The sequence below is a fragment of the Herbiconiux sp. A18JL235 genome (assembly GCF_040939305.1).
Classification (GTDB): domain Bacteria; phylum Actinomycetota; class Actinomycetes; order Actinomycetales; family Microbacteriaceae; genus Herbiconiux.
Genome location: NZ_CP162511.1, coordinates 795,440 through 818,632 on the forward strand (window position 1 = coordinate 795,440; position 23,193 = coordinate 818,632).

The 23,193-nt window shown below is 71.4% G+C and carries 22 protein-coding genes; 10 read left to right on the plus strand and 12 right to left on the minus strand.

Annotated elements, in window-relative coordinates; all coding sequences use genetic code 11:
* Positions 1-24: 24 nt before the first annotated feature.
* The 3 genes from ABFY20_RS03655 to ABFY20_RS03665 are packed head-to-tail and all read right to left on the minus strand — an operon-like array spanning position 25 to position 3,610.
* A complete protein-coding gene (locus tag ABFY20_RS03655) occupies positions 25-795 on the minus strand; it encodes a glycosyltransferase family 2 protein (protein ID WP_368498592.1) in 771 nt (256 codons plus the stop codon).
* Complete coding sequence (locus ABFY20_RS03660) at positions 792-2,459, minus strand: PIG-L family deacetylase (RefSeq protein ID WP_368498593.1); 1,668 nt, start codon at positions 2,457-2,459, stop codon at positions 792-794. Before ABFY20_RS03660 ends, ABFY20_RS03655 begins: the two co-directional genes overlap by 4 nt.
* Complete coding sequence (locus tag ABFY20_RS03665) at positions 2,456-3,610, minus strand: acyl-CoA dehydrogenase (protein WP_368498594.1); 1,155 nt, start codon at positions 3,608-3,610, stop codon at positions 2,456-2,458. Before ABFY20_RS03665 ends, ABFY20_RS03660 begins: the two co-directional genes overlap by 4 nt.
* A gap of 220 nt (positions 3,611-3,830) precedes the next feature.
* Here ABFY20_RS03665 and ABFY20_RS03670 point away from each other — a divergent pair, with 220 nt between their 5' ends.
* The 9 genes from ABFY20_RS03670 to ABFY20_RS03710 all read left to right on the plus strand — a co-directional run bounded on the left by ABFY20_RS03670 (position 3,831) and on the right by ABFY20_RS03710 (position 12,927).
* Positions 3,831-4,844, plus strand: coding sequence for an SIS domain-containing protein (locus ABFY20_RS03670; RefSeq protein WP_368498595.1), 1,014 nt, complete (start codon positions 3,831-3,833; stop codon positions 4,842-4,844).
* A gap of 156 nt (positions 4,845-5,000) precedes the next feature.
* Positions 5,001-6,113, plus strand: a complete 1,113-nt coding sequence (locus tag ABFY20_RS03675) for a substrate-binding domain-containing protein (RefSeq protein WP_368498596.1) — start codon at positions 5,001-5,003, stop codon at positions 6,111-6,113.
* Between the two features lie 91 nt (positions 6,114-6,204).
* Entirely contained in the window at positions 6,205-7,239 is a 1,035-nt protein-coding gene (locus ABFY20_RS03680) for an ABC transporter permease (RefSeq protein ID WP_368498597.1), read from the plus strand.
* Positions 7,236-8,015 carry an ATP-binding cassette domain-containing protein gene (locus tag ABFY20_RS03685; RefSeq protein WP_368498598.1) on the plus strand — a complete coding sequence of 260 codons (780 nt, stop codon included), beginning with the start codon at positions 7,236-7,238 and terminating at the stop codon, positions 8,013-8,015. Before ABFY20_RS03680 ends, ABFY20_RS03685 begins: the two co-directional genes overlap by 4 nt.
* Positions 8,012-8,869 (plus strand): PfkB family carbohydrate kinase, encoded by an 858-nt coding sequence (locus tag ABFY20_RS03690; protein ID WP_368498599.1) that lies wholly within the window; start codon positions 8,012-8,014, stop codon positions 8,867-8,869. The genes ABFY20_RS03685 and ABFY20_RS03690 overlap by 4 nt, the downstream gene beginning before the upstream one ends.
* A complete protein-coding gene (locus ABFY20_RS03695) occupies positions 8,866-10,212 on the plus strand; it encodes a M20 family metallopeptidase (protein ID WP_368498600.1) in 1,347 nt (448 codons plus the stop codon). Before ABFY20_RS03690 ends, ABFY20_RS03695 begins: the two co-directional genes overlap by 4 nt.
* Positions 10,213-10,293: 81 nt before the next feature.
* Positions 10,294-11,037, plus strand: a complete 744-nt coding sequence (locus ABFY20_RS03700; RefSeq protein WP_368498601.1) for a GntR family transcriptional regulator — start codon at positions 10,294-10,296, stop codon at positions 11,035-11,037.
* Positions 11,038-11,101: 64 nt separating this feature from the next.
* Complete coding sequence (gene manA, locus ABFY20_RS03705) at positions 11,102-12,298, plus strand: mannose-6-phosphate isomerase, class I (RefSeq protein ID WP_368498602.1); 1,197 nt, start codon at positions 11,102-11,104, stop codon at positions 12,296-12,298.
* Positions 12,299-12,357: 59 nt separating this feature from the next.
* Positions 12,358-12,927: a hypothetical protein gene (locus ABFY20_RS03710; protein ID WP_368498603.1), complete on the plus strand. Its 570-nt coding sequence runs from the start codon at positions 12,358-12,360 to the stop codon at positions 12,925-12,927.
* A 36-nt stretch (positions 12,928-12,963) separates the two neighbouring features.
* Here ABFY20_RS03710 and ABFY20_RS03715 read toward each other — a convergent pair whose 3' ends face one another.
* The 9 genes from ABFY20_RS03715 to ABFY20_RS03755 all read right to left on the minus strand — a co-directional run bounded on the left by ABFY20_RS03715 (position 12,964) and on the right by ABFY20_RS03755 (position 22,374).
* A complete protein-coding gene (locus ABFY20_RS03715) occupies positions 12,964-13,191 on the minus strand; it encodes a hypothetical protein (protein WP_368498604.1) in 228 nt (75 codons plus the stop codon).
* A 19-nt stretch (positions 13,192-13,210) separates the two neighbouring features.
* Positions 13,211-14,659: a sensor histidine kinase gene (locus tag ABFY20_RS03720; protein ID WP_368498605.1), complete on the minus strand. Its 1,449-nt coding sequence runs from the start codon at positions 14,657-14,659 to the stop codon at positions 13,211-13,213.
* Positions 14,652-15,326 carry a response regulator transcription factor gene (locus tag ABFY20_RS03725; protein WP_368498606.1) on the minus strand — a complete coding sequence of 225 codons (675 nt, stop codon included), beginning with the start codon at positions 15,324-15,326 and terminating at the stop codon, positions 14,652-14,654. The genes ABFY20_RS03720 and ABFY20_RS03725 overlap by 8 nt, the downstream gene beginning before the upstream one ends.
* A gap of 80 nt (positions 15,327-15,406) precedes the next feature.
* On the minus strand, positions 15,407-15,808 hold the full coding sequence (locus ABFY20_RS03730) for a PepSY domain-containing protein (protein ID WP_368498607.1): 402 nt from the start codon (positions 15,806-15,808) through the stop codon (positions 15,407-15,409).
* Between the two features lie 715 nt (positions 15,809-16,523).
* A complete protein-coding gene (locus ABFY20_RS03735; protein ID WP_368498608.1) occupies positions 16,524-17,552 on the minus strand; it encodes a nucleoside hydrolase in 1,029 nt (342 codons plus the stop codon).
* A 10-nt stretch (positions 17,553-17,562) separates the two neighbouring features.
* Positions 17,563-18,474, minus strand: a complete 912-nt coding sequence (locus ABFY20_RS03740) for an ABC transporter permease (RefSeq protein WP_368498609.1) — start codon at positions 18,472-18,474, stop codon at positions 17,563-17,565.
* A complete protein-coding gene (locus tag ABFY20_RS03745) occupies positions 18,474-19,598 on the minus strand; it encodes an ABC transporter permease (protein ID WP_368498610.1) in 1,125 nt (374 codons plus the stop codon). Before ABFY20_RS03745 ends, ABFY20_RS03740 begins: the two co-directional genes overlap by 1 nt.
* Positions 19,595-21,319 (minus strand): ABC transporter ATP-binding protein, encoded by a 1,725-nt coding sequence (locus tag ABFY20_RS03750; protein ID WP_368498611.1) that lies wholly within the window; start codon positions 21,317-21,319, stop codon positions 19,595-19,597. Before ABFY20_RS03750 ends, ABFY20_RS03745 begins: the two co-directional genes overlap by 4 nt.
* Complete coding sequence (locus ABFY20_RS03755; protein ID WP_368498612.1) at positions 21,316-22,374, minus strand: BMP family ABC transporter substrate-binding protein; 1,059 nt, start codon at positions 22,372-22,374, stop codon at positions 21,316-21,318. Before ABFY20_RS03755 ends, ABFY20_RS03750 begins: the two co-directional genes overlap by 4 nt.
* Before the next feature lie 274 nt (positions 22,375-22,648).
* Here ABFY20_RS03755 and ABFY20_RS03760 point away from each other — a divergent pair, with 274 nt between their 5' ends.
* Positions 22,649-23,158 (plus strand): VanZ family protein, encoded by a 510-nt coding sequence (locus tag ABFY20_RS03760; RefSeq protein ID WP_368498613.1) that lies wholly within the window; start codon positions 22,649-22,651, stop codon positions 23,156-23,158.
* Positions 23,159-23,193 lie beyond the last annotated feature (35 nt).

A 23,193-nucleotide genomic window follows, 5' to 3' on the forward strand; every position in this document is an offset into this window, starting at 1 on the left:
GCTTACTCCCGCCTCCGGCTCCCGCTACGGGCTTGACAGGTCCTTCGAGGGAATGCGATCGACGAGCGTGCGCAGGTATCCGGCGAAACCGCCTGGCGCGCGCCCGTGCAACCGTGCCGAGGTGACGACGGGGGGCGCGTCGAGCTCGACCACCAGCTCCGGGCGCCCGGCGAGGCCGACGAACGCCGCCACCGCCTCCGCGAGAGCGACATCCTCTCCCGTGCGCTCCGCAGGGAACCCGCCCGTGGCGAGGTAGGCGTCGGCGCGCACGCCGAGGTTCGCGCCGAACACGTGCGGTTCTCCCGTGCCGCCGTGCTCGCGCATCCAGGTCTGCCGTGCCTCGGCGGTCAGCTGGTGCTCGGCCGGGAGCACGCGGCCGAGCGTCAGCAGGGCGCCGCGGCGGGCGGCGCGGAGGTGGTCGAGCAGCCAGCTCTCGGGAACCTCGGAGTCGGCGTCGGTCGAGCAGAGCCAGTGCGCGGCGGGCTCGGCGCCGTCGGCCTGGTCGAGCGCCACCTCTACTCCGGCGGCGCGGGCACGCCCGACGATGCCGAACGGCACCTCGAGCACCTCGACCACCCGCCCGTCGCGTTCGGAACCGCCCGCCGCCAGCGCCCAGCTGCGCGCGACCTCGGGCGACGAGTCGCTGCACGCGTCGAGCACCACGACCACCCGGCAGCGCAGCTCGGGGTGCCCGTCGAGCAGTGCGACGCGGGCGGCGAGCACCGCTTCGAGTGCCGGGCCGAGCCCCTCCTCCTCGTCGCGGGCCGGAATGACGACATCGATCCGCTCGATCACACGATCCCCTCCCGGGCCGCGACGGAGCGCGCGTGCCCGGTCGGCCCGGCGGATCCGGGGCGCGGATGCTCGAACACGTCGAGCACGAAGTCCTCCTCCAGGTGGTGGGCCAGCACCTCCAGCTCCCGCCGCACGCGGAAGGCGTCGTGAACCCGGTCTCCGCTGAACAGCCTTCCCTCGACGGGGTGCCGCCAGTGGCAGCACACCACGAGACCGCCGCGGTCGTCGGGTCGGGAGACCGAGGCCCGCGTCGATGCGATGGTGCGGTCGACGAGGCGTTCGAGCTCGTGGTCGTCGAGGTAGTAGCCGACCTCGGAGACCACCACGAGGTCGAAGCGCTCCTCGGGCCACTCCTCGGGAACGAAGGCGCGCGCGAAGCGGGCGTGGTCGAGGTCGGCGGTGCGATCACGTGCCCGCTCGAGCGCGACCGACGAGATGTCGAGGCCGAGGAACGCCTCCGAGGTGCGCTCGGCGAGCTCGCGCGAGAGCACCCCCGTCGAGCAGCCCACCTCGAGGGTGCGGCGGAAGCGCCGCTCGGGCAGCGTCGAGAGCAAGATGCCGCGCTTGCGCTCCTCGTACCAGCGCGACTCGAAGCCCCACGGGTCGGAGGCCGCCTGGTGCAGGCCGTCGAAGTGGTCGGCGGTGGCGGCGGCGCGGGCGGCGACGAGCGCGCTGCCGACGACGTCGAGCTGGGGCACCGGCTCGGAGTCGGTGTCGGTGTCGGTGTCCGCGTCGGTGGGTGTGGTGGCCGCGCCGCGACGCGGGCCTGCGCCGGAGGCCCGGGCGGACACGGGAGAGGATGCGGCCGCCGCGCCCGCGCCCGTCGCGGTGCCGGGCCCCGAGGCTCGAGAACCCGAGCTGGCGCCGGCGCCTCCGGATGCGTCGGTCGCCCGCGAAGGCACACGCACCGTCACGAAGTACTCGGCCTCGCGCTCGAAGTGCGAGAGCATCGGCTCGTCGAGCAGCACCTCGTCGCCCGGCTCGTCGCTCAGCGGCTGCACCTGGCTGCGGTGCGCGCGCAGGGCCGTGCGTTTCGCCGCCGCGATCTCGGCGGGCAGCTCGAGGGCCACCAGGTCGTCCCACGGCACGGAGCCGTCGTCGGGCCGGGCCCAGTGCCAGAGCCAGATCGGGTAGGCGAGAACGGTCAGTCCCCGACGCGCCGCGACGATGGCTGTGGCGCGTGCGGCAGCGGCGTGGTCGGGGTGCTGGTCGCAGGCCCAGGGGCTGAGCAGCACCGTCTTCGCGCCGGGGCGCAGCATCCGTTCGATGTCGTCGGCGAGTGAGGCGATCACCTCGGTGAGCCGCCCGTCCCGGTAGCGGGTGAACAGCAGCTCGGCGTCGGGGGCGAGGGCGCTCACCGCGGTGGCGGTCTCGTCCTCGCGCAGGTGCCCGAGCTCCTCGGCGGCGTAGGTGGGGGAGGCCGGATGCGAGGCCTCGCCCGAGGTGGCCACCAGCACCGTGGTCGACACCCCGGCTGCCGAGGCCAGCGCGAGCGCGCCCGAGGCGCCCAGGGTCTCGTCGTCGGGGTGGGCGGCGACCACGAGGAGGTGGTCGGCGTCTGCGAGGAAGCTCTGCTCGAAGGCGAGGGGAGCGGGGCCGTGGTCGGCGAGGGCGTCGCGCCAGAGGCGTTCCGGCGTTCCGGTGTCGCGGTGCGAGAACGTCATCGTCGTGCCTCCTCGGCCGTGGCGAGCATCCGCCCTGCGCGTGCTTCGTCGCGCTCGGCGTGGTCTTGCTGCAGGTAGAGCCCGAGGTCGGCGGCTCGCGCGGCGACCTCGGGCTCGGTGGCGTAGGGGGCGGGGCCGAGCAGGTGCGCGCACTCGCGCAGCACCAGCTCGCACTCGCGCCGCACCACGCTGCGGGTGAGCTGGGCGAGCAGGGCGGCCTCGCTTCGAGGGGCCGGCGCGGCGCCGGCAGCGGGCCCGTCGTCGTGCGAGTCGTCGCCCCCTCCGCCACGCCGGCCCTCGTCCGAGTCTTCCCGCTCGTCTTCGTCGAATGAGCGCGCGGCGTCTGCAAGCACGGAGCGCGCGGCGAGGAGCGCCGCCCCCATGCGCCCGAGGTGCATCGCGGCGATGTCGTCGTCGGGGCGCAGGCGCACGGCGGCGCGGGCGCGGCGGACGAGACCGAGAGCCCCGCCGAACCAGCAGGCGGCAACGCCCACCCCGCCCCGCTCGAACCCGGGCCGGTCGAGGTACCAGCCGGCCGCCCCCACCACCACGGCCGGCACCTCGGTGAAGTCGACCGGCCCGCTCGGCACGGCGGGAAGCCCCCGAGCAGCCCATAGCTCAGGATGCGAGATCACACCGGGCTGCTGCAGCGCGACCGCGAACAGCCGCCGACCCGCCGCGGTGTGTGCGGTGACGAGGGCGTGGCTCAGCTCGTCGGCGAGCGAGCACCAGGGTTTCGTACCGGTGAGAACCCACCCGCCGTCCGCAGCCTCTCGCGCGTCGAGGCGCAGCCCGGAGGTCTCGGCCGCAAATACCCCCCAGGTGCTGGAGCCGCCGGCGCCGATCGAGTCGAGGTCGACCCGCTCGGGGCACTCGGCGAGAATTCCCACGGCGTCGAGGTGGGGCTCGACGACGCGCGCCAGGGTCACGTCGACGGCGGCGAGGGTAGCGAGCACGCCGAACGAGAGGCCAGCACTCCGATCGCCCGCCCCCGTGCCGATCTCCTGCGCGAGCGACATCTCCCGAGCACGATCGCCGGACGCCTCGGCGGCTCTGGCGAACAGGCCGTCGAGCAACTCCACCTCGGCCCGGCTGGAGAAGGGTTCGATCAAGACCCCGCCGTTTCCGATGGGTGCTGACTTGCTCCGCACGCATCCGCCTCTCTTGAGCTTTCCGGTAGACAACCCAACTCCTTTTGCGCACTCGCGCCAGCCCCTTGACAGAGAAATGTGCGAGCGAACGGTGATCCTGATCAGATGTCGAACACATTAAATCCGCCAACTGCTGATTGACAGTAGAAAACGGATGACTACATACTTATGCCCAATGACAATCTCAGTCATCAGACAATAGAAATCGGAAAGCTCCTACATGCTCAATTTCGACGAAGCCCGCTTCATCCGGATCCAGTCCGGTGCCCTCGCGCTCGCCGGCCCGCTCGACACCCTCGTCGGCGAACTGCTCGACGGCGGCGCGAAGAACGTCTTCTTCCTGGGAGCGGGTGGCGCCGGTGTGCTCATGCAGCCCGCCGCCCAACTCATCAACCGCAACGCAGACTTCCCCGCCTACCTCGAGAACGCCGCCGAGATCATGGCGGTCGGCTCCTCGAACCTCGGTGCCGGCTCGATCGTCGTGGTGCCCTCGCTCTCGGGCACTACGAAGGAGGCGGTCGAGGTCGTGGAGTTCGCCAAGGCGCAGGGTGCCGTCACGATCGCCCTGGTCGGTCACGACGACACCCCGGTGGCCCGAGCCGCCGATCACACCTTCGTGAACTTCGCCGCCGACGACACCTCGTCCGAGTCGTTCTACCTGCAGTCGCTCGTTCTCGCTCTGTCGATCATCCGCCGCCGTGGTGACTTCGTCGAGTACGAGCAGACGCTCGCAGAACTCGATCTGCTCCCCGCCCTGCTGGTCGAGACGAAGCGGTCGTTCGAAGACCGTGCCGCCCGGCTCGCCGAATCGACGAAGGATGTCGGCTACCACATCTTCACCGGCGCCGGCGAGGCCTGGACCGAGGCCTGGTACTTCGCCACCTGCATCCTCGAGGAGATGCAGTGGGTGCGCACTCGCCCGGTGCACGCCTCCGACTTCTTCCACGGCACGCTCGAGCTCGTCGAGAAGGGTGTCAGCGTGTTCCTGCTGAAGGGCGAAGACGCCAGTCGTCCGCTCGCCGACCGCGTGGAGTCGTTCGCACCCACGGTCACCGACAGCCTCACGGTCATCGACTCGGCCGAGTTCGAGCTGCCCGGGGTGAGCAGCCGCGTGCGCGGTCTGATCTCTCACGTCGTTCTCGCGACGGTGCTCGAGCGGTACAGCGCGCACCTCGAGATCGCGCGCGACCACCCCCTCACGACGCGCCGCTACTACCGTCGCCTCGACTACTGATGCCACGGCGGGGCGGGGCGGTCGCGCCCCCGCCCCGCTCGAACCCGAACCATCGCGCGGCACGCTCCATCAGAACCCCAGAATGCACCTCCACATCTCCACACCATCCGTCCCCATCACCATCGAGCGGCTGAGGCCGCCGGGTTAGGAACCCACATGATCACCAAGACCCCCTCCCGTCGAGCGACGTCCCTCCGCCTGGCCACCGCGGCCACCGCCGGGCTCGCTCTGTTCGCCCTTGCGGGATGCTCGTCGGGCACCGCGACCACGGGTTCGACCGCCGCCGCCGACGGAGACGACGTCGCGGTCACCCTCATCATCAAGACCCAGGGCACCTCGTTCTTCCAGGAGATGGCCGACGGTGCAGAAGCGGCAGCCGACGAGCTGGGCGTCGAGCTCACGGTCGCCGCCGGCAAGGTCGACGGCGACGAAGACACCCAGATCCAGGCCATCGAGAACGCCATCTCCCGGGGCGACCAGGGCATCCTCATCACCCCCAACGGCCCCAGCGTCTTCGACGCCATCCAGAAGGCACGGGATGCAGGGCTCTACGTCATCGCGCTCGACACCGTTCCCGATCCCGCCGACTCCGTCGACATCACCTTCGCAACCGACAACTTCCTCGCCGGTCAGCTGGTGGGCCAGTGGACCGCCGAGAAACTCGGCGGCGGCGATGCCGTCATCGCGCTGCTCGACCTCTTCGACGACAAGGTGCTCACCGTCGACTACGACCGCGATCAGGGCTTCCTCGACGGCATGGGCATCGACGTCGCCGACCCGACGGTGAACGGCGACGAAGCCCCCACCGGCAGCTACACCGGCGGCAAGGGCGGGACGTACACGATCGTGGGCAACCTCGCCACGCAGGGAACCGAGGAGGGTGGCCGCACCGCTGCGGAGACCCTGCTCAGCAAGAACCCCGACATCAACGTCATCTACGGCATCAACGAGCCGGCCTCCTACGGCGGGTACCAGGCGCTCGAAGCGGCCGGCAAGACCGAGGGCCTCATCACGGTCTCGATCGACGGCTCGTGCGACGGCGCCCAGTACGTCGAAGACGGCATCCTGCAGGCGACCGCGCAACAGTACCCGCTCAAGATGGCGGAGCTCGGCGTGCAGGCGATCTACGATCTGGTGACGACGGGAACGGCTCCCCAGCCCGAAGACGGAGAGGACTTCTTCAACACGGGAGTTCAGCTCATCACCAACGACCCGATGCCCGGCGTGCCGAGCATCGACGTGCAGGAAGGGCTCGAGGTCTGCTTCTGACCCACCGCGGCGCACTCACCGAGGAGTGCGCCGCTCGGGGCGGTCCGCCGCGGGGCCGCCCCTCCCTCCCGTCCCCAACCAGGAGACCATCGTGACCGACACCGCACGCCCCACCGGGTCAGTCGATCTGGCCGAGGAGTTCCTCGACCGCACGACGCCCGCCACCCGCATCCGGAGCCTGCTCCATCGCCACCCCGCCATCAGTCCCGCCTTCGTGCTGGTCATCGCCGTCATCGTCTTCGGCCTGCTCAACGACCGCTTCCTGAGGCCCGAGAACCTCTCGCTGATCACCCAGCAGGTCGCCGTCGTGGGCACCCTGGCGATCGCCCAGACCCTCATCATCCTCACCGCGGGCATCGACCTGTCGGTGGGTGCCGTGATGATCCTCTCGGCGATGGTCATGGCGCAGACCGCGGCGACCACCGGGCTCCCCACGTTCCTCTGCCTCCTGCTCGGCATGGTGGTCGGCCTCGCAGCCGGAGGCCTGAACGGCCTGCTCGTCACCCGGCTGCGGCTCCCACCGTTCATCGTGACCCTCGGCACGCTCAGCATCTTCACCGCTGTGACGCTGCTCTACACCGGCGGCGGAACGGTGCGCGGTTCCGACCTGCCCGCGCTCCTCACCGTCACCGGTGCGAGCTTCGGGGTCGCCGGCATCAGCCTCACGGTCGGCGTCGTCATCATGCTGGCGCTCTACGTGGTGATGGCCTTCGTGCTCAACCGCACCGCCTGGGGAAAGCACGTCTACGCCGTGGGCGACGACAAGGAGGCGGCGAGACTCGCCGGCATCCGGGTCGACCGGGTGCTGCTGTCGGTGTACCTCACCGCCGGCGTCATCATCGCCATCACGGCGTGGATCCAGATCGGCCGCACCAACGCGGCGAGCCCCAACTCGGGCATCGACCTCAACCTCGACTCGATCACCGCCGTCGTCATCGGCGGCACGAGCCTCTTCGGCGGGCGCGGCGCCATCTGGGGAACGCTCCTCGGCGCCCTCATCGTGGGAGTCTTCAGGAACGGTCTCGCCCTCGCCGGTCTCGACGTGCTCTACCAGACCCTCGCGGTCGGGGTGCTCATCATCGTGGCCGTGGCCGTCGACCAGTGGATCAGGAAGGCCCGCTCATGACCCCGACATCATCACCGACCCTCACCCCGATCCTCGAAGCGCGCGGGCTCGTGAAGACCTACGGCCGAGTCGTGGGCCTCGACGGGGTGGGCCTGAGGCTCTACCCCGGCGAAGTGCTCGCCATCATCGGCGACAACGGCGCGGGCAAGTCGACCCTCGTGAAGTGCCTCACCGGTGCCGAGGTGCCCGACACCGGTGAACTGCTGCTCGACGGCAGCCCGGTGAGCTTCAGGCGACCGCAAGACGCCAGGCTCGCCGGCATCGAGACCGTGTACCAGAACCTCGCCGTCTCGCCGGCGCTCGACGTGGCGTCGAACCTCTTCCTCGGCCGCGAGGAGCGCAAGCCCGGCGTTCTCGGCTCGCTCTTCCGCGTGCTCGACACGAAGGGGATGCGCGAGAAGGCCAAGCGCGAACTGGCCGAGCTCGGCATTTCGACCCTGCAAGACGTGACCGTGCCGGTGGAGAACCTCTCCGGCGGCCAGCGTCAGGCCGTAGCAGTGGCACGGGCCGCGGCGTTCGGTTCGAAGGTCGTCGTGCTCGACGAGCCCACCGCCGCCCTGGGCGTGCGCGAGTCGAACCAGGTGCTCGGGCTGGTCGAGGCGCTGCGTGAGCGTGGCATCCCGGTGATCATCATCAGCCACAACATGCCGCAGGTGTTCCAGGTCGCCGACCGCATCCACATCCAGCGTCTCGGCAAGTGCGCAGCCACCATCACGCCCGAGTCGCACTCGATGACCGAGGCGGTCGCCATCATGACGGGAGCGCAGGCGGCATGACGGCCTCGACGAGCACGCCCTGGGTCGCCGTCGTCGGTGACAACACCGTCGATCGCTACCTAGCCGACTCCACGGTCGAGTACTCGGGCGGCAACGCGTTCAACGTCGCCGTGCAGCTCGCCCGTCTCGGTGTGCCGGTGCGCTACTTCGGTGCGGTCGCCGACGACCCGGATGCGCGCATCATCGAGCGCGGACTCGCCGTCAACGGCATCCCGGCCGACGACCTCGCGGTGCTGCCGGGCGAGACCGCCGTCACCGTCATCCGCCTCCTCCCGGGTGGCGACCGCGTCTTCGAACGCGAGGACTTCGGGGTCACCGCCGACTACTTCCCCGACGAGGCGGCGCTCGAGGCCATCGCGTCGGCGGCCTGGGTGCACCTCGGCATGCTTCCGCGGGCGAGTGAGCTGCGTGCCGAACTCGCCCGGCGCGGCAAGGGCCGGGTGAGTCAGGACTGCGCGGTGTCCTCCGGCCTCGACCACCTCGACGTCGCCTTCCTCTCGGCGGGCGAGGGAACGGATGCTGCGGCGATCGCCGCGGCCACGGTGGCCGAGGGCGTGCCGCTGGTCGTCGTCACGCGCGGCGCCGAGGGGGCACTGGCGTTCGACGGCGAAGCGACCTGGCTGCAACGGGCCATGCCCACGACTGTCGTCGACACCACCGGTGCAGGTGACAGCTTCATCGCCGGCTTCATCGCGCTGCGGGTCGGCGGAGGCGACGTGGGCGACGCTCTCGCCGCCGGGGCGGCGCACGCTGCCGAGGCGTGCACGCATCCCGCAGGCTGGCCGCACCCGGCGGAAGCGACTGCGCCGACCCCGACCCCTACCCCGACCCCGACCCCCGAGGAGACCCGATGACCGAGCAGGCCGCCGCCGAGGCCTACGCCGCGGTCGACGCCGCCGTCGACGAGTTCGCCGACGAGGCCACCGAGCTCCTCACCCGGCTCGTCGCGGTGCGCAGTGTCAACCCGCTGCAACCGGGTGTCGACGGGAGTCTCTACGCCGGCGGCGAGAAGCGCGCCAACGAGCTGCTCGCCGAAGCCCTCCGGCCGCTCGGCTTCGGCATCGAGTGGGTCGAGATCGCCGAGGGCCGCCCCAACCTGGTCGCCGTGCTGACCGGCTCAGGGGGTGGGCGTTCCCTCGGGCTGAACGGCCACATCGACACCGTCGCGCCCCAGGCCGGCCGGTTCGACGATCCGTGGACCGCGGTGATCGAAGACGGCTGGCTGTACGGCCTCGGCGCCACCGACATGAAGGCGGGCCATGCGGCGATGTGGCTCGCGGCGAAGGCGCTGCAGCGCGCGGGGGTGACCCTCGCCGGCGATCTGCACATCCACTCCGTCGTGGGTGAGGAGACGATGAGCCACGAGATCGGCACCACGGCGATTCTCGAGGCCGGCCACATCGTCGACGGTGTCATCGTTCCCGAGCCCACCTCCACGGCCCCCGACCTGCTCAGGGTCGCGAACGCCGCCGCGGGCAACCACCTGTTCTCCGTGACGGTCCGCGGCAAGTCGACGCACTGGGCATCGCGCAACCTGGCGATCCGTGCCGGCGGGCCGGGCGACGAGATCGGCGTGAACGCGATCGACAAGGTCGTCTACGTCTACAGCGCGATGCGGCAGCTCGAAGAGCAGTGGGCCTTCACCAAGACGCACCCGAGCTTTCCCGCCGGTGCCTTCATCATCCATCCCGGGGTGCTGAGAGCCGACATCGGAGTCGAGGCCGCTCCCTACTTCCCCGACCGGGCGCGCATCGACTACCTGCTGTCGTTCCCGCCCGGCTACACCTCCGACGAGATAGCGGCGGAGGTCGAAGAGCACATCGACCTCGCCTCGCGGCTGGACCCCTGGCTCCGCGACCACCCGGTGGAGTTCACCTGGATCGACTCCTGGCCGCCCGCGTTCACCGACCCCGAGGGAGACTTCGCACGGTCGGTCATGGCGAGCCGTGCCGATCTCGCCTCGGTCGACGCCGCAGTTCCTCCGCTCGGCGCACCCGTCACCGCCGCCGCCCAGTCCGATGCGAACTTCTACGAGGCGTTCGGTATTCCGGCGCTCGTCTGCGGCCCCGGCGACGTGCGGGTGGCGCACGCGGCCGACGAGCGGGTCGCCTTGGGGAACATCGCGTTGGCGGCACGGATGATCGCCCGGGCCGCCGTCGACTGGTGCGGTCTCGGCGAGACGGCCGACAAAAGGTAGGACATTTCACATGGTTGTCAGACGAATGACCCCTACACTGGGTCTCCACGGGCGCTGTCGGCGCCGCGGAGGAGGGCTGCCGTGAACGCTGCGAAGAACGTGGAGGCGAAGCGGGCGCCCCTTGCCCACAAGCTGAAGGACGATCTGCTCGAGCTGATCGCCGACGAGGAGCTGACCCCCGGCGATCAGCTGCCCACCGAACCCGAGCTCGCCGAGCGCTTCGGCGCCTCGAGGTCGACCGTGCGGGAGGCGTTGAAGCTGCTCGAGCAAGACGGGCTGGTGAACGCCATCCAGGGCCGTGGCCGGTTTCTCTCGGCGCTCGGCGCGATGAGCATCGAGCGCCCCGTGACCATCTACGAGAGCATCACCGAGATGCTGGAGGGTCTCGGCTACGCAGTCACGAACGTCGTTCTGAGCGTGTCGGAAGACGTCGCCGACGAGCACATCGCCGAGCAGCTCGGTCTGCAACCGGGCGCTCCCGTCATCAGGCTGGTCAGGCTGCGTCTCGGGAACGATGAGCCGATGGTGTTCAGCATCAACGTCATCCGCCGCGACAGCCTGCCCGGCCCGCTCGCCTATCGCGACTGGGGCATCTCCATCACGAGCGCGCTCGAAGGCCACGGGCACAGCATCGGATCGTCGATCGCCCGCATCAGCGCGGCGAACCTGCCCGCCGAGTACGCGGCGAAGCACGATCTCGAGCGGTACGACCCCTGGCTCCTCGTCGAGGAGACCTGCCTCACCCGCGAGGGCAAGCGGGTGCTCTACGCGCTCGACTACCACCGCAGCAGCGAGATCGCGTTCAACGTCATCCGCCGTCGCTGACGGTGCGCCGCTTTTTCCTCTCCTTCACTGCCGGCGCAGCCGGCCTGACGACGGGATCGTCTTCATGCTCCTCCGTGTCTCCGCCGTGCCCAAGAACTACCACTGGGGCTCCCGCACCGCCCTACCGGCCCTGTTCGGCCAGGAGCCGACCGGGGAACCGCAGGCCGAACTCTGGCTGGGCGCGCACCCCGACAGCACCACCACCTTCATCGAGCGGGTCGCCGGCGTCCCCGACACCCTGAACGATTGGGTCGCAGGCGACCCGCAGCGCGCGCTCGGCGGCGGCCGCACCCGGCTGCCCTTCCTGCTCAAGCTGCTCGCGGCGGAGAAGCCGCTCTCCATCCAGGCGCACCCCACGCTCGAGCGCGCGCGGGCCGGTTTCGCCGACGAGGAGGCCAGAGGGGTTCCCCGCGACTCACCGCAGCGGAACTACCGCGACGAATGGCACAAGCCGGAGCTCATGGTGGCGCTGCGCCCCGGCTTCACAGCGATGTGCGGGTTCCGGCCGGTTGCACGCACGCTCGAACTGCTGCAGCGTCTCCAGCTCGCCGCGGCGGAGTCGGGGGCGGAGGCGGGTGCCCGCCTCATCGGCGATCAGCGCGAGCTGTTGGCGTCGAAGGGCCTCGAAACGGTGGTGGGCTCCGTGCTGCTCGGCGACGCGGGGCCGCTCGTGCGAGCGCTGGTCGAGGCCGCGGCTGCTCTCGACGACGACGAATGGCTCGCGGAGACGCGGTTGATCGCCGAGCTGCAGCTGCACTATCCGGCAGACCCCGGCATCGCCGTCGCGGTGCTGCTCAACGTGGTGAGGCTGCAGCCGGGAGAGGCGCTGTACCTGCCGGCCGGCAACATCCACGCCTATGTGGACGGTCTCGGCGTCGAGATCATGGCGGCGAGCGACAACGTGCTGCGTGGAGGACTCACGACGAAACCCGTCGACGTGCCGGAGCTGCTCGCCGTGCTCGACTTCTCGGAGATGCCTGTGCCCTTCGTTCCGGCGGTTCCGCGCGGCGACGCGGTCAGCGAATACGAAGTGCCGCTCGACGACTTCCGGCTGCTCAGGATCGGGCCGGGCAGCGCGCGCGTCGCGCTGCCCGAGGCGGCGATCGTGCTGGGGGTGGAGGGCACGACCTCCGTGGCGGACGGAGCGGGGTCATGCCACCTCGCGCCGGGCGAGGCGGTGTTCGTCTCGCCCGATTCGGAATCGATCGCCGTGTCGACGACGGGCTCGGCGTTTCTGGCCACCAGCGGGTGGCGAACATAGCACCGACGGGGCGCATCCGCTCGGATGCCGCCTCAACGTTCGTCGATTAGCGTGGCGCCATGAACTCGACGACGAGCACCACCTCATTCCGCACCGCAGGGTCGCTGGCCGCGGTGCTGCTGACGGCGGGGGCGCTGAGCGCGTGCGTGGCGCCCGACGTCGGCGACGACAGCGCCACCCCATCCGCGAGCACCCCGTCGGCGGAGGCCGCCCCGAGCACCACCCCCACGCCGACGCGCGATCCGCTGGTCGACGCCGAGGAGGCGCAGTTGCCGCTGCCCGCCGACGAGATAGCCGACTGGGCGCGCGAAGCGGTGCCGGCACCGGGGTCGCCCGGGCACCAGAACACCTCGTCGGGCTGGATGAGCGAGCACTCCGCCCAGCAGCTCACCTCCACGAACACCACCCTTGAGTCGGGTGACTACCAGCTCCAGCTCGCCTGCCGCGGCGAGGGCACGATCACCGCGACCGTGACGACGCTCGACGGCGCGTCGGCAGGGGAGGGGACGGTGTGCAGCAACGCCACCATCGCCTTCGACGCGACCATCCCCGAGCAGGGGCTCGTCACCACCCTCGTGCACGAAGGCGCCCCGACCATCTACGCGCTGTCGGTGCTGCGGGTCGAGTGAGGCGAGCGGCCCGGCCGCCCAGGCCGCCCAGGGTGCTCAGACGATCGCGCCCACCATCGCGTCGCGACGCAGCTGCTCATGGGTGGCATGGAACTTCCCGTCCTTCGTCCACCACGCCTCGTGCCCGGCGGCATCCGGATGCTGCTCCACCACAGCCGGCCAGTGCTCCTCGATGTTCTTCACGTAGTAGCGGAGCTCGTCGCCGACGGTGCGCTTCTCCAGTTTCGGGGAGGCCTCGAGCTGGTCTTCGGTGGGGTCGTCCATGCGCCCATCGTAGGTCGCGTCATCCCTCAGCGGGCAGCATCACGGTGAAGACCGTGCCCGCCGGCGCGACCGGGCCGTCGGGTTCCGCCGCAAGGTCATCGGCGATCGCGACCGTGCCGCCGTGGGCTGCGACGATCGACGCGACGATGGCGAGGCCGAGCCCCGACCCTCCGCTGTCGCGCGAGCGCGACTCGTCGAGCCTCACGAACCGCTCGAACACGCGCTCGCGCTCGGCGACGGGGATGCCGGAGCCGTCGTCGCCGACCCTCAGCTCGGCTCGACCGTCGACAATCCCGCACCTCAGCGACACCGTACTGCGGGCGTGGCGGGCCGCGTTGTCGCCGAGGTTGCGCAGCATCCGGCCGAGCATCGCGGAGTCGCCGCGCACCCGCGCTGCTCCGACGCCCGAGGTGTCGATGCGCAGCGCGGGGTGGCTCGCGCGCAGGCGCGCCGCCTCGGCAAGCACGAGGTCGTCGAGGTCGACCTCGTGCGCATCGAATCGCAGCGCCCCCTCGTCGGCTCGGGTGAGCAGCAGTAACCCGTCGACGAGCGCGGCCATGCGCTCCGACTCCTCGGCGACGGTCGCGGCCAGTTGCTCGGGCTGAAGGGTGCCCGGGTAGTCGCGTGCCACCTCGGCGGTCTGACGCAGGGCGCTGAGCGGCGAGCGCAGCTCGTGCGAGGCGTCGGAGACGAACCGTCGCTGGCGTGACTGGGCGTCGTCGAGCCGCGCGAGCATCCGGTTCATGGTCGTGGCGAGGCGGGCGATCTCGTCGGAGCCCTCCGGCACCTCGACCCGGCGGCCGAGGTCGTCGGCGGTGATGCCGTCGGTGGCGGCACGGATGCGGTCGACCGGCCGCAGCGCGCGGCCGACCGACACGAAGGTGATGAGCGCCACCAGGGCGACCAGGAGTGGGCCGGCGACAGCGAGCAGCACGACGGTGGTGGCCACCGCGTCGGCGCGCACGCCGTCGTCGACACCGACCACGAGGAGGCCGTCGTCGGTGGTGGCGGCGGCGATGACGAGGGTGTCGTCGTCGCCCGGCACCGGCACGGTGCGGCCGAGGAGGTCGTCGGGGTCGAGGGTGCGGGTGCCTTCGTCGCCGTCGCCGGCGCTGGGCGGGGTCTCGACGAGGGGGCCCGCGTCGTCGAGCTCGTCGCTCGCGGCGACGACCGTGCCGTCGCTGAGGAGCTGCGCCCATCCGTCGCTCTCGGTCAGGGCCGACGGACCGTCGCGCTCGAGCAGGGCCTCGACGCGGTCGAGCTCGATCTCGGAGGCCTGCACGGCCTGCTGGTGGAGGCTCAGCGACAGCAGCACGGCGAAGCCCGCCCCGCCGACGGCGACCACCGCGGCCATGACGAGGGTGGTGATGAGGGTGATGCGGCCGCGGAGGGTCGCGGGCCGGCGCGGGCGGTTCGGGCGCGGCGGGTGCGGCTCGCGCGGCGCGCGCGGTGGGCGCGGCTCAGCCATCGGCCTGCAGTCGGTAGCCCGAGCCGCGCAGGGTCTCGATGGAGCTGCGCCCGAACGGCCGGTCGATCTTGTTGCGCAGGTGGCGCACGTAGACCTCGACGATGTTGGGGTCTCCGTCGAAGTCGAAGTCCCAGACGGCCCCGAGAACCTCGGCCTTCGACACCACCTGGCCCGCCCGCGACACGAGGAACTCGAGCACGCTGAACTCGCGCGTCGTGAGCTCGATGGTGGTGCCCGCGCGCTCGACGCGCTTCGTCGCGGGGTCGACCGACAGGTCGCCCGCAGTGAGTACGACGGGCCGCTCCGTCGCGCCGCGCCTGATGAGGGCGCGCAGCCGCGCCAGCAGCACCTGGAACGAGAACGGCTTGGTGAGGTAGTCGTCGGCACCGGTGTCGAGCGCTTCGACCTGGTCGAGGTCGCCGTCCTTGGCGGTGAGCATGATGACGGGGGTCCAGTCCCCGGCGCGCCGCAGTTCCTCGCAGACGCGGAAGCCGCTCTGCCCGGGGAGCATGATGTCGAGCACGATCGCGGCGTAGGAGTTCTCGCGCGCGAGCCAGAGCCCGTCGGTGCCGTTGGTCGCGGTGTCGACCGCGAAGCCCTCGGCCTCCAGTCCCGATTCGACGGCTCGGAGCAGGTTGAGCTCGTCGTCGATCACGAGGATGCGCATCCGGTCTCCCTCCCTGCCGCCGCTCTCACGCTACCGGCGCGGGGGCGGGACCGCCCGTGCGGCCCGCCCCTCGCTGCCCCTCAGGGAGCGGTGGTCGAGGCGGGGGTGGGAGCGGGCGCGGGCGTGACGACGTCGTCGTCGAGCTCGACCTTCACCACGGCGAACGCCGCGTCGAGATCGACCTCCCAGTACCGCCCGTCGTCGGCGCGCAGCTCGAGCTCGAACCCGTCGTCGTCGCGCTCGGCCGTCACGACGGAGCCGCCGTCGATCTCGGCCAGCGCGACCTCGCTCGCCCGGTCGAGGTCGGCGCCGGTGAGCACCTCTGAGGGGTCGACGGTCTTGACAGCCCCCGGCCCGCCCGCCCGGTCGTCGCTCCCATCGAACTCGAACCCGTCGGTCGCGGCGTAGGCCACGCCCGTCCCGCCGAGCAGCAGCACGGCCGCCGCGGCAGCTCCGCCGATGATCATGGTCTTCTTGCGCATCTGGTCCTCCTGGTGGATCGTCTCGGTGTCCCCCACGATCCCCTGCCCCCGCTGAACCCAGCCTGAAGCCCCCACCACGCCCCGGATGCGCGCCCCGCGCCCGCCCACCCGTCGCGTTGGTAGCGCAAAGTGCTCCCTCCCCGCGCCGAAGCAGCACTATGCGCGACCAGCGCGAGCATCCACCCGCCGTCGCGAGCATCCACCCGCCCCCCTCGCGAGCACCCGGGCCAACCCTCGCGGGCATCCACCCGCCCCAGCGTGTACCCGCCCCACGCTGGTCGCGCGATCTGCTCTCTGAGCGCGTCACAGCAGCACTCTGTGCGACCAACTCAGGTCGCCCGCCCTTGCGAGCGTTCGGGCCCACCCTCGCGAGCATCCCGCCACTGGCGTTGGTAGAGCAAAATGCTCCCTCAGCGCGTCAGAGCAGCACTTTGTGCGACCAACTCAGGTCACTCGCCCTTGTGAGCGTTCGGGCCCACCCTCGCGAGCATCCCGACCCTCGCGTTGGTCGCGCAAAGTGCTCGCCCGGCGCGTCAGAGCAGCACTCTGTGCGACCAACCCGGGTCCCCCGCCCTCGCGAGTGCTCTGGCCCACCCTCGCGAGCATCCTGCCACTGGCGTTGGTAGCGCAAAGTGCCCTCTCAGCGCGCCGAAGCAGCACTTTGCGCGACCAGCGCGCCCCGCGCGGAAGCGGCAGCGACCCCGCCGCGCGCGCGTCAGCGCCCCGAGAGCACCCGCACGAAGTCGGTGAGGAACGCCTCGCGGTCGACGTCGAGCACGACGAGCGTGTCGGGTGCGGGCTCGGAGGGCCACGACACCGGGAGCCCGTTCGCGGTCTGCATGAGGTGCGCGCGGGTGAAGAATCCGTCGGAGGTGATGTTGACGGGGCCGGCCACCGACGAGGTGATCCACTCGGGCTGCACGAGCAGCGCGGCGGCGAGTCCGTCGTGGGCGGGCGAGACGCGGCGGCCCCAGGAGTACTGGTAGAAGTCCATGTACGCCTCGAGCACCTGCGCCGAGAAGGTGCCCCACTCGGTGCCGGCACGGTGCAGCGCCTGCACGGCCTGCTCGTCCACGATCGTTCCCGCGGTGACGTTCACGCCCACCATCACGAGCTGGTTGCGGGGCGCGGCGAACACCCGGGCCGATGCTTCCGCGTCGTTGTGGATGTTCGCATCCACCATCTGCACCGTGCCGAGCGGCGGGAAGGGACCCGAGCCCCCCATTATGACGACCGAACGGTAGAGCGTCAGCAGCTCGGGCTCGATCTCGAGCGCCAGCCCCAGGTTCGTGAGCGGGCCGATCGGCAGCAGGTCGTAGTATCCGGGCCGCGAGCGGCCGAGCTCGACGAGCAGCTCCGCCGACGACAGCGGCGACAGGTTCTTCGGCGCGATCGGCTCGCTCCACAGGTCGCCCAGGCCGTCGACGCCGTGCACGTGCGAGGCGATGCGCGGCTCGCCGTCGATCGGCCCCGCGGCGCCGCGTGCGACCAGGGTGTCGTCGAGCCCCGCCACCTTCAGCACGCGCGCGATGTTCGTGAGCGCCGCCTCGACGGGGGTGTTGCCGTACACCGAGGTGATCGCCGAGATCTCGGCGTCGTCGCGACCGGCCAGGTACAGCAGCGCAAGCGCGTCGTCGATGCCGGTGTCGGTGTCGAGCACGATGTGCCTGACGCCGTCGGCGGGGGCGGATGCGCCGGCCGGCGAAGCGGCGGAAGCGGAAGCAGCGGATGCGGAGTCGGTCATCGGGTGGTCCTCACGAGTCGATCAGGGTGCGGGAGCGGTTGCGGCGGGCGAAGCCGATGCGGGTGAGCACCAGCACCACCAGCGTGATGGCGTAGGGGGCGGCGTCGGTGAGCTGCTGAGGCGCGCCGATGCCCTGCAGCCGGAACCCGAGCGCCTCGGCGGCACCGAACCCGAGGCAGGCCACGGGCAGCCAGAACGGGCGCCCGGCCACGAGCATCACGGCGGCCACGGCGATCCAGCCGCGCCCCGCCGTCATGTTCTCGGTGAACACGGTCACGTTTCCGAGCGCGAGCTGCGCGCCCGCGACGCCGCAGAGGGCGCCGCCGACGATGGTGGTCCAGGTCTGGTACGACGCGACGTTCACGCCCAGCGCGGTCGCCGCATCCGGATGCTCGCCCACGCCTCGCAGACGAAGCCCCGCCGGGGTGCGCTTCAGCCAGAGCCCGGCGGCGACGATCACGACGAAGGCGAGCGGCACCAGCACGGTCTGGCCGGCGAAGATCGGGCCGATGACGGGAACGTCGGCGAGGAATGCCATCTTCGGCAGCCCCTGCAGCCCGCGCGGGGAGAACGACCCCGACACGTCGAAGAGCACGCGCATGAGGAAGCCCGTGAGTCCGAGCGCCAGCAGGTTCGTGCCGATGGCGATGATGATGGGGTCGGCCTTCCAGCGGGCCGAGCCCACCGCGAGGATGACGGCGAACAGCGCCGTGCTGAGCAGGGCGACGAGTACTCCGCCCCAGGCGCTGCCGGTGTAGTAGCTGCCCGCCACGGCTGCGAACGCTCCCCAGAGCATCTGGCCTTCGAGGGCTATGTTGAACACCCCGGCCTGGGCCGAGAGGGCGCCCGCGAGGGCGGCGTAGAGGATGGGCGTGGCGGCCAGCAGCACCGCCGCCACGAAGCTCAGCTCGAACAGCTGCATCAGGCCGAGCTCCTCTCGCTGCGTCGCTGGTCGAGCACGACCCGGAGCGCCAAGACGACGATGACGACGCCCTGCAGCACGTCGGAGAGCTGGCGGGGCACGTCGGCCGAGCGCTCCATGGCGGCGCCGCCGACCTGCAGCACGGTGAACAGGATGGCGGTCACCGGCACGAGCAGTGGGCGCCCGCCCGCGAGCAGGGCCGCCGCGACGCCCGCGAAGGTGTAGCCGGGTGAGATGAGGGCCCCGTCGATGAGGCGGTAGGGCGACGACATGACGATGATGGCGCCCACGACACCGGCGGCGGCGCCCGCCGCGGCCATCGCTCCGAGGGCGAGCCGGCCCACTCGCACCCCGCCGTAGGCGCCGAAGCGGCGGTTCGCGCCCACGACGCGCAGCTCGTAGCCGACAGCGCTGCGGGAGTCGACCACCCAGAACACGATCATCATCGCGATGATGACGAGGAGCCCCACGTTCGAGTACGAGAAGTCGCCGAGCGCCCACATGCGCGCGCCCTCGGGCAGTCGCGGGGTCTGGGCCACCGCCGAGCCCGCCTCGCCGATCTGGAACCGCACGAGGTACGACACGATCGCCACGGCGACGGGGGAGAGCAGGAGGGTCGAGATGATGATGGGGATGCCGAACCGGGTCGCGAGCGGTGCCGAGAGCGCGCCGAAGGCGCCCGAGACCACGGCCGCGCCGATGACGGCGAGCGGGATGACGATGGGGCCGGGCAGCGGGGCGTAGCCCGCGATGAGCGCTGCGGTCAGGCCGCCGAGCACGAGCTGCCCGTTGCCGCCGAGGTTGAACTCGCCCATGCGCAGCGGGATGGCGGCGGCGAGGGCCATGCCGCAGATGAAGCCCCACACCGAGAAGGTGTAGTCGAGGGTGCCGGGCTCGAGCGCTCCGGAGACCACGGCGGTGTACGCGACGATCGGGTCGAGGCCGGCCGCGAGCATGATGGCGGCGCCGATGAGCAGCGCCACCACGACGGCGCCGATCGGCACGACCGCGGGGTGACGCAGGGCGGTGTTCAGGATGCGCGCAGCCGGCCGGGGAGCGGGCGTCGCGCCGGCCGGTGCCGCGGGCGGCGTCGACGGTGCGTCAGGAGGGGTGGTGGTGCTCATGGGCGGGGGCCCTCGTCTTCGCGGTCGATGGCGGTCTGCACGGGGTCGTGGGGTGTGGGGACCGGGCGGGCGGGGTGCGCATCCTCCGTGCGGCCGTGCGCGTCGCCGGGCTCGTGCGCGGCGTCATCGCCCGCCACCTGCGCGACCGCCGCATGGTCGTGCGCGGCGGCTCCCGCCATCGCGGCGCCGATGCGCGCGGCCGTGGCCTCGGCGCGCGGGAACTCGGCGACGATGCGGCCCGAGTACATCACCAGCACGCGGTCGGCGAGGGCGAGCAGCTCGCTGATCTCGTGCGACACCAGCAGCACACCCTTGCCCGAGGCTCGGTAGTCGAGCAGCCGCCCGTGGATCGACTCGATCGCGCCCACGTCGACACCCTGCGTGGGCTGCTCGGCGATGAGCAGCGGTGCGCCGTGCGAGAGCTCGCGGGCGATCACCACCTTCTGGGCGTTGCCGCCCGAGAGCGAGCCGACGGTCGCGAGCTCGCCCGAGGTGCGCACGTCGTAGTCGGCGATGAGCTGGCGGGCGCGGGCGCGTTCGGCGCGGATCGACATCCAGCCGCGTCCGAAGCCCTTCGACGCGCCGATCGGCGGGGTGCGGTGGTGGCCGAGGGTCACGTTCTCGGCGAGCGACATGGTGACCGCGGTGCCCTCGCCACGACGGTCTTCGGGGATGACGGCGAGGCCGAGGGCGCGGCGGTCGCGCACGCTGCGGCCGGCGACATCGGTGCCGGAGAGCAGCACGGTGCCCTCGTCGGCGGGAAGCGTGCCGAGCACGGCGGCGACGAGCTCGTGCTGGCCGTTGCCCGAGACGCCCGCGATGCCGACGATCTCGCCGGCACGCACGGTGAGCGACACGTCGTCGACGCTGCGCACGGTGCCGGTGCCTCCCGCTCCTCCCACGCTCAGGCCCGAGATCTCGAGCACCGCCTCGCCGGTCGTCCCGGTTCCGGGGTTCTGCACCTCGTCGATCTCGCGCCCCGTCATCGCCTGCACGAGGGATGCGCTGGTCACCTCCGCGGTGGCGAACCGGCCGGTCACCCGGCCGTCGCGCAGCACGGTGACCTCGTCGGAGATGGCGAGCACCTCCTGGATCTTGTGCGTCACCAGCACGACCGTGCTCCCGGCATCGGCAGCGCGGCGGATGACGGCGAACAGCGAGTCGACCTCGCTCGGTGTGAGCACCGCGGTCGGTTCGTCGAGGATGAGGATGCGGGCGTCGCGATGCAGCGCCTTCAGGATCTCGACCCGCTGCCTGGCACCGGCCGAGAGCGTGCCGACCACAGCATCCGGATCGGTCTCGAGGCCGTAGCGCTCGCTCAGCTCGCGCACGCGGGCGCGGGCCGCGGCGCGGTCGACGAGCCCGCGGCGGCGCGGCTCGGCCCCGTACACCACGTTGTCGGCGACGGTCATCGAGTCGAACAGCCTGAAGTGCTGGTGCACCATGCCGAGACCCGCGGCGATGGCGTCGAGCGGGCCGTCGAAGGAGACGGGTGAACCGTCGACCCTGATCTCGCCCGCATCCGGTTTCAGCAGGCCGAACAGCATCGACATGAGGGTCGACTTGCCGGCCCCGTTCTCGCCCATCACGGCGTGCACGGAGCCGCGGCGCAGCACGAGATCGACGCCGTCGTTGGCCACGACGGCGCCGAACCTCTTGCCGATGCCGGTCAGTTCGACTGCGGGAACTGCCGGAATCTGCGATGCTGCGGAAGGGGTCATCCCGCGGTGAGCGGGTCCTGGACGACGATCTCCCCGGAGACGATCTGGTCGCGCACTGCGGCGACCTTCTCGATCACGTCGGGGTGGTCGGCGATGAGGCACTCGGAGTCGGCGACGCCGTCTTCGAGACCGGTGAGGCCCACGCCGCCCTCGGCGAGGCCGTAGGCGGTGAAGCCGCCGGACTTGCCGTCGAGGATGTCGCCGACCGAGTTCACGACCGCGACATCGACGCGCTTGATCGCGTTGTCGACGACGTTGCCGGGGGAGTCGAGGCACTGGTTGGTGTCGACGCCGAAGGCCTTGAAGCCGTTCTCACTCGCCGCCTCGAAGACGCCGAGGTTGCCGCCCGAGGCCGCCGCCTGCACGTAGTCGGCTCCGCCGTCGGCGAGGATCTGCGCCTGCGCCTTGGCGCGGGCCTGGTCGCCGAACGGGTTGTCGCCGCCGACGTACTGCACGGCGGTCTTCACATCGGGCTTCACGCTCTTCGCGCCCTCGAAGAAGGGGTCGACCCAGCGGTGCAGGAACGGGGTGTCGAGCGAGGCGACCACGCCGATGTCGCCGGACTGAGTGAGCAGACCCGCCTCGACGCCGGTGAGGTAGGTGGCCTCGTACTCCTTGAACACGGCGGCGGTGAGGTTCTCGGTGGGCTCCTCGGCCGAGGTGTCGATGAGCAGGAACTGCTGGTCGGGGTAGTCGGCCGCAGCGGCGGTGATCTGGTCGAGCACGCTGAAGCTCACACCCACGATCACGCTCGGCTTCTCGCGCACGGCGGCGTCGATGTTCTGCTGGATGCTCGTCGGGTCTTCGCTCTCGTAGACGTCGACGCTGGCGTTGTACTTCTCGCCGGCCTCGTTCGCGCCGTCGACGGCGAGCTGGAGGAAGTTGTTCGAGCCGACCGGCGTGGGCGTGATCACGATGATCGACGCGTCGGTGTCGCCGCCGCTGCCGGCCGCACCGGTGCTCGAGGCGTCGCCTCCGGAGCTGCAGGCGGCCAGGGTGACGAGGAGGCCGGCCGCGGCGGTCGCCGCCAGGGCTCGGCGCGCGAATGCGGGCATGGGGATGTCCTAACGGTGGTTCGGGGTGCTGTGTGCAGGTGGTGCGTTCGGGTTGGCGCGTGTGGCCCGAGCTGACTCGTGGTGCGTTCGGGATGCGGCGCGGCGCCCGCCGGGAGTCGCCTCAGCCGGGAGCCTCACTCGATTCTACGGCGCTCACCGAGTGCGCCCCGCCCGCCGGGGTCACACGACGTCACACGCCCGCGCACCCGCGCACAGGCGCGTCGTAGCTCTCGCTCAGGAAGGGCGCTGGTGGGTGCGCGATGCTGGGGCGATCATGTCGAGCTTCGCCCTCAACCTCCTGTTCGCCGCCACCCTCTCGGTGCTCCTGGTGGCCGGGCTCGTGCGCGCCGGGGTGGCGGGGGCGACCGACCGCCCGTCGCGCCTGGGTGCACCGCTCCTCGCGGTGGTGTGGGCGCTCGCCGTAGGGTTCATGACGCTGCGGCCCGGGTCGGGTCTCGGCGTGCGCCTCAATCTCGTACCGCTCCTGTTCGACGGGCCGGGCTCGGCAGTCGACGCCGTGCTCAACCTCTTCGTGTTCGTGCCGCTCGGCGTGCTGCTCGTGGCGGCGGGCCTGCGCTTCGCGCCCACGCTCCTCATCGGTCTCGGGTCGACCCTCGCCATCGAGATCACCCAGTACGCGACGGATGCGGGCCGCACCGCCGACATCAACGACGTCATCACCAACACGGCCGGTGCCTGCCTCGGCTGGGCCGTGGCCTGGTCGGTGCGTGCCCTGGCCCGACGTGCAGCGGCCGCCCCATCCGTCGCGATCTCGCGTCCCTAGCGGCGGCGCCGCGAAGGGTCCTCCGGCGCGTACTC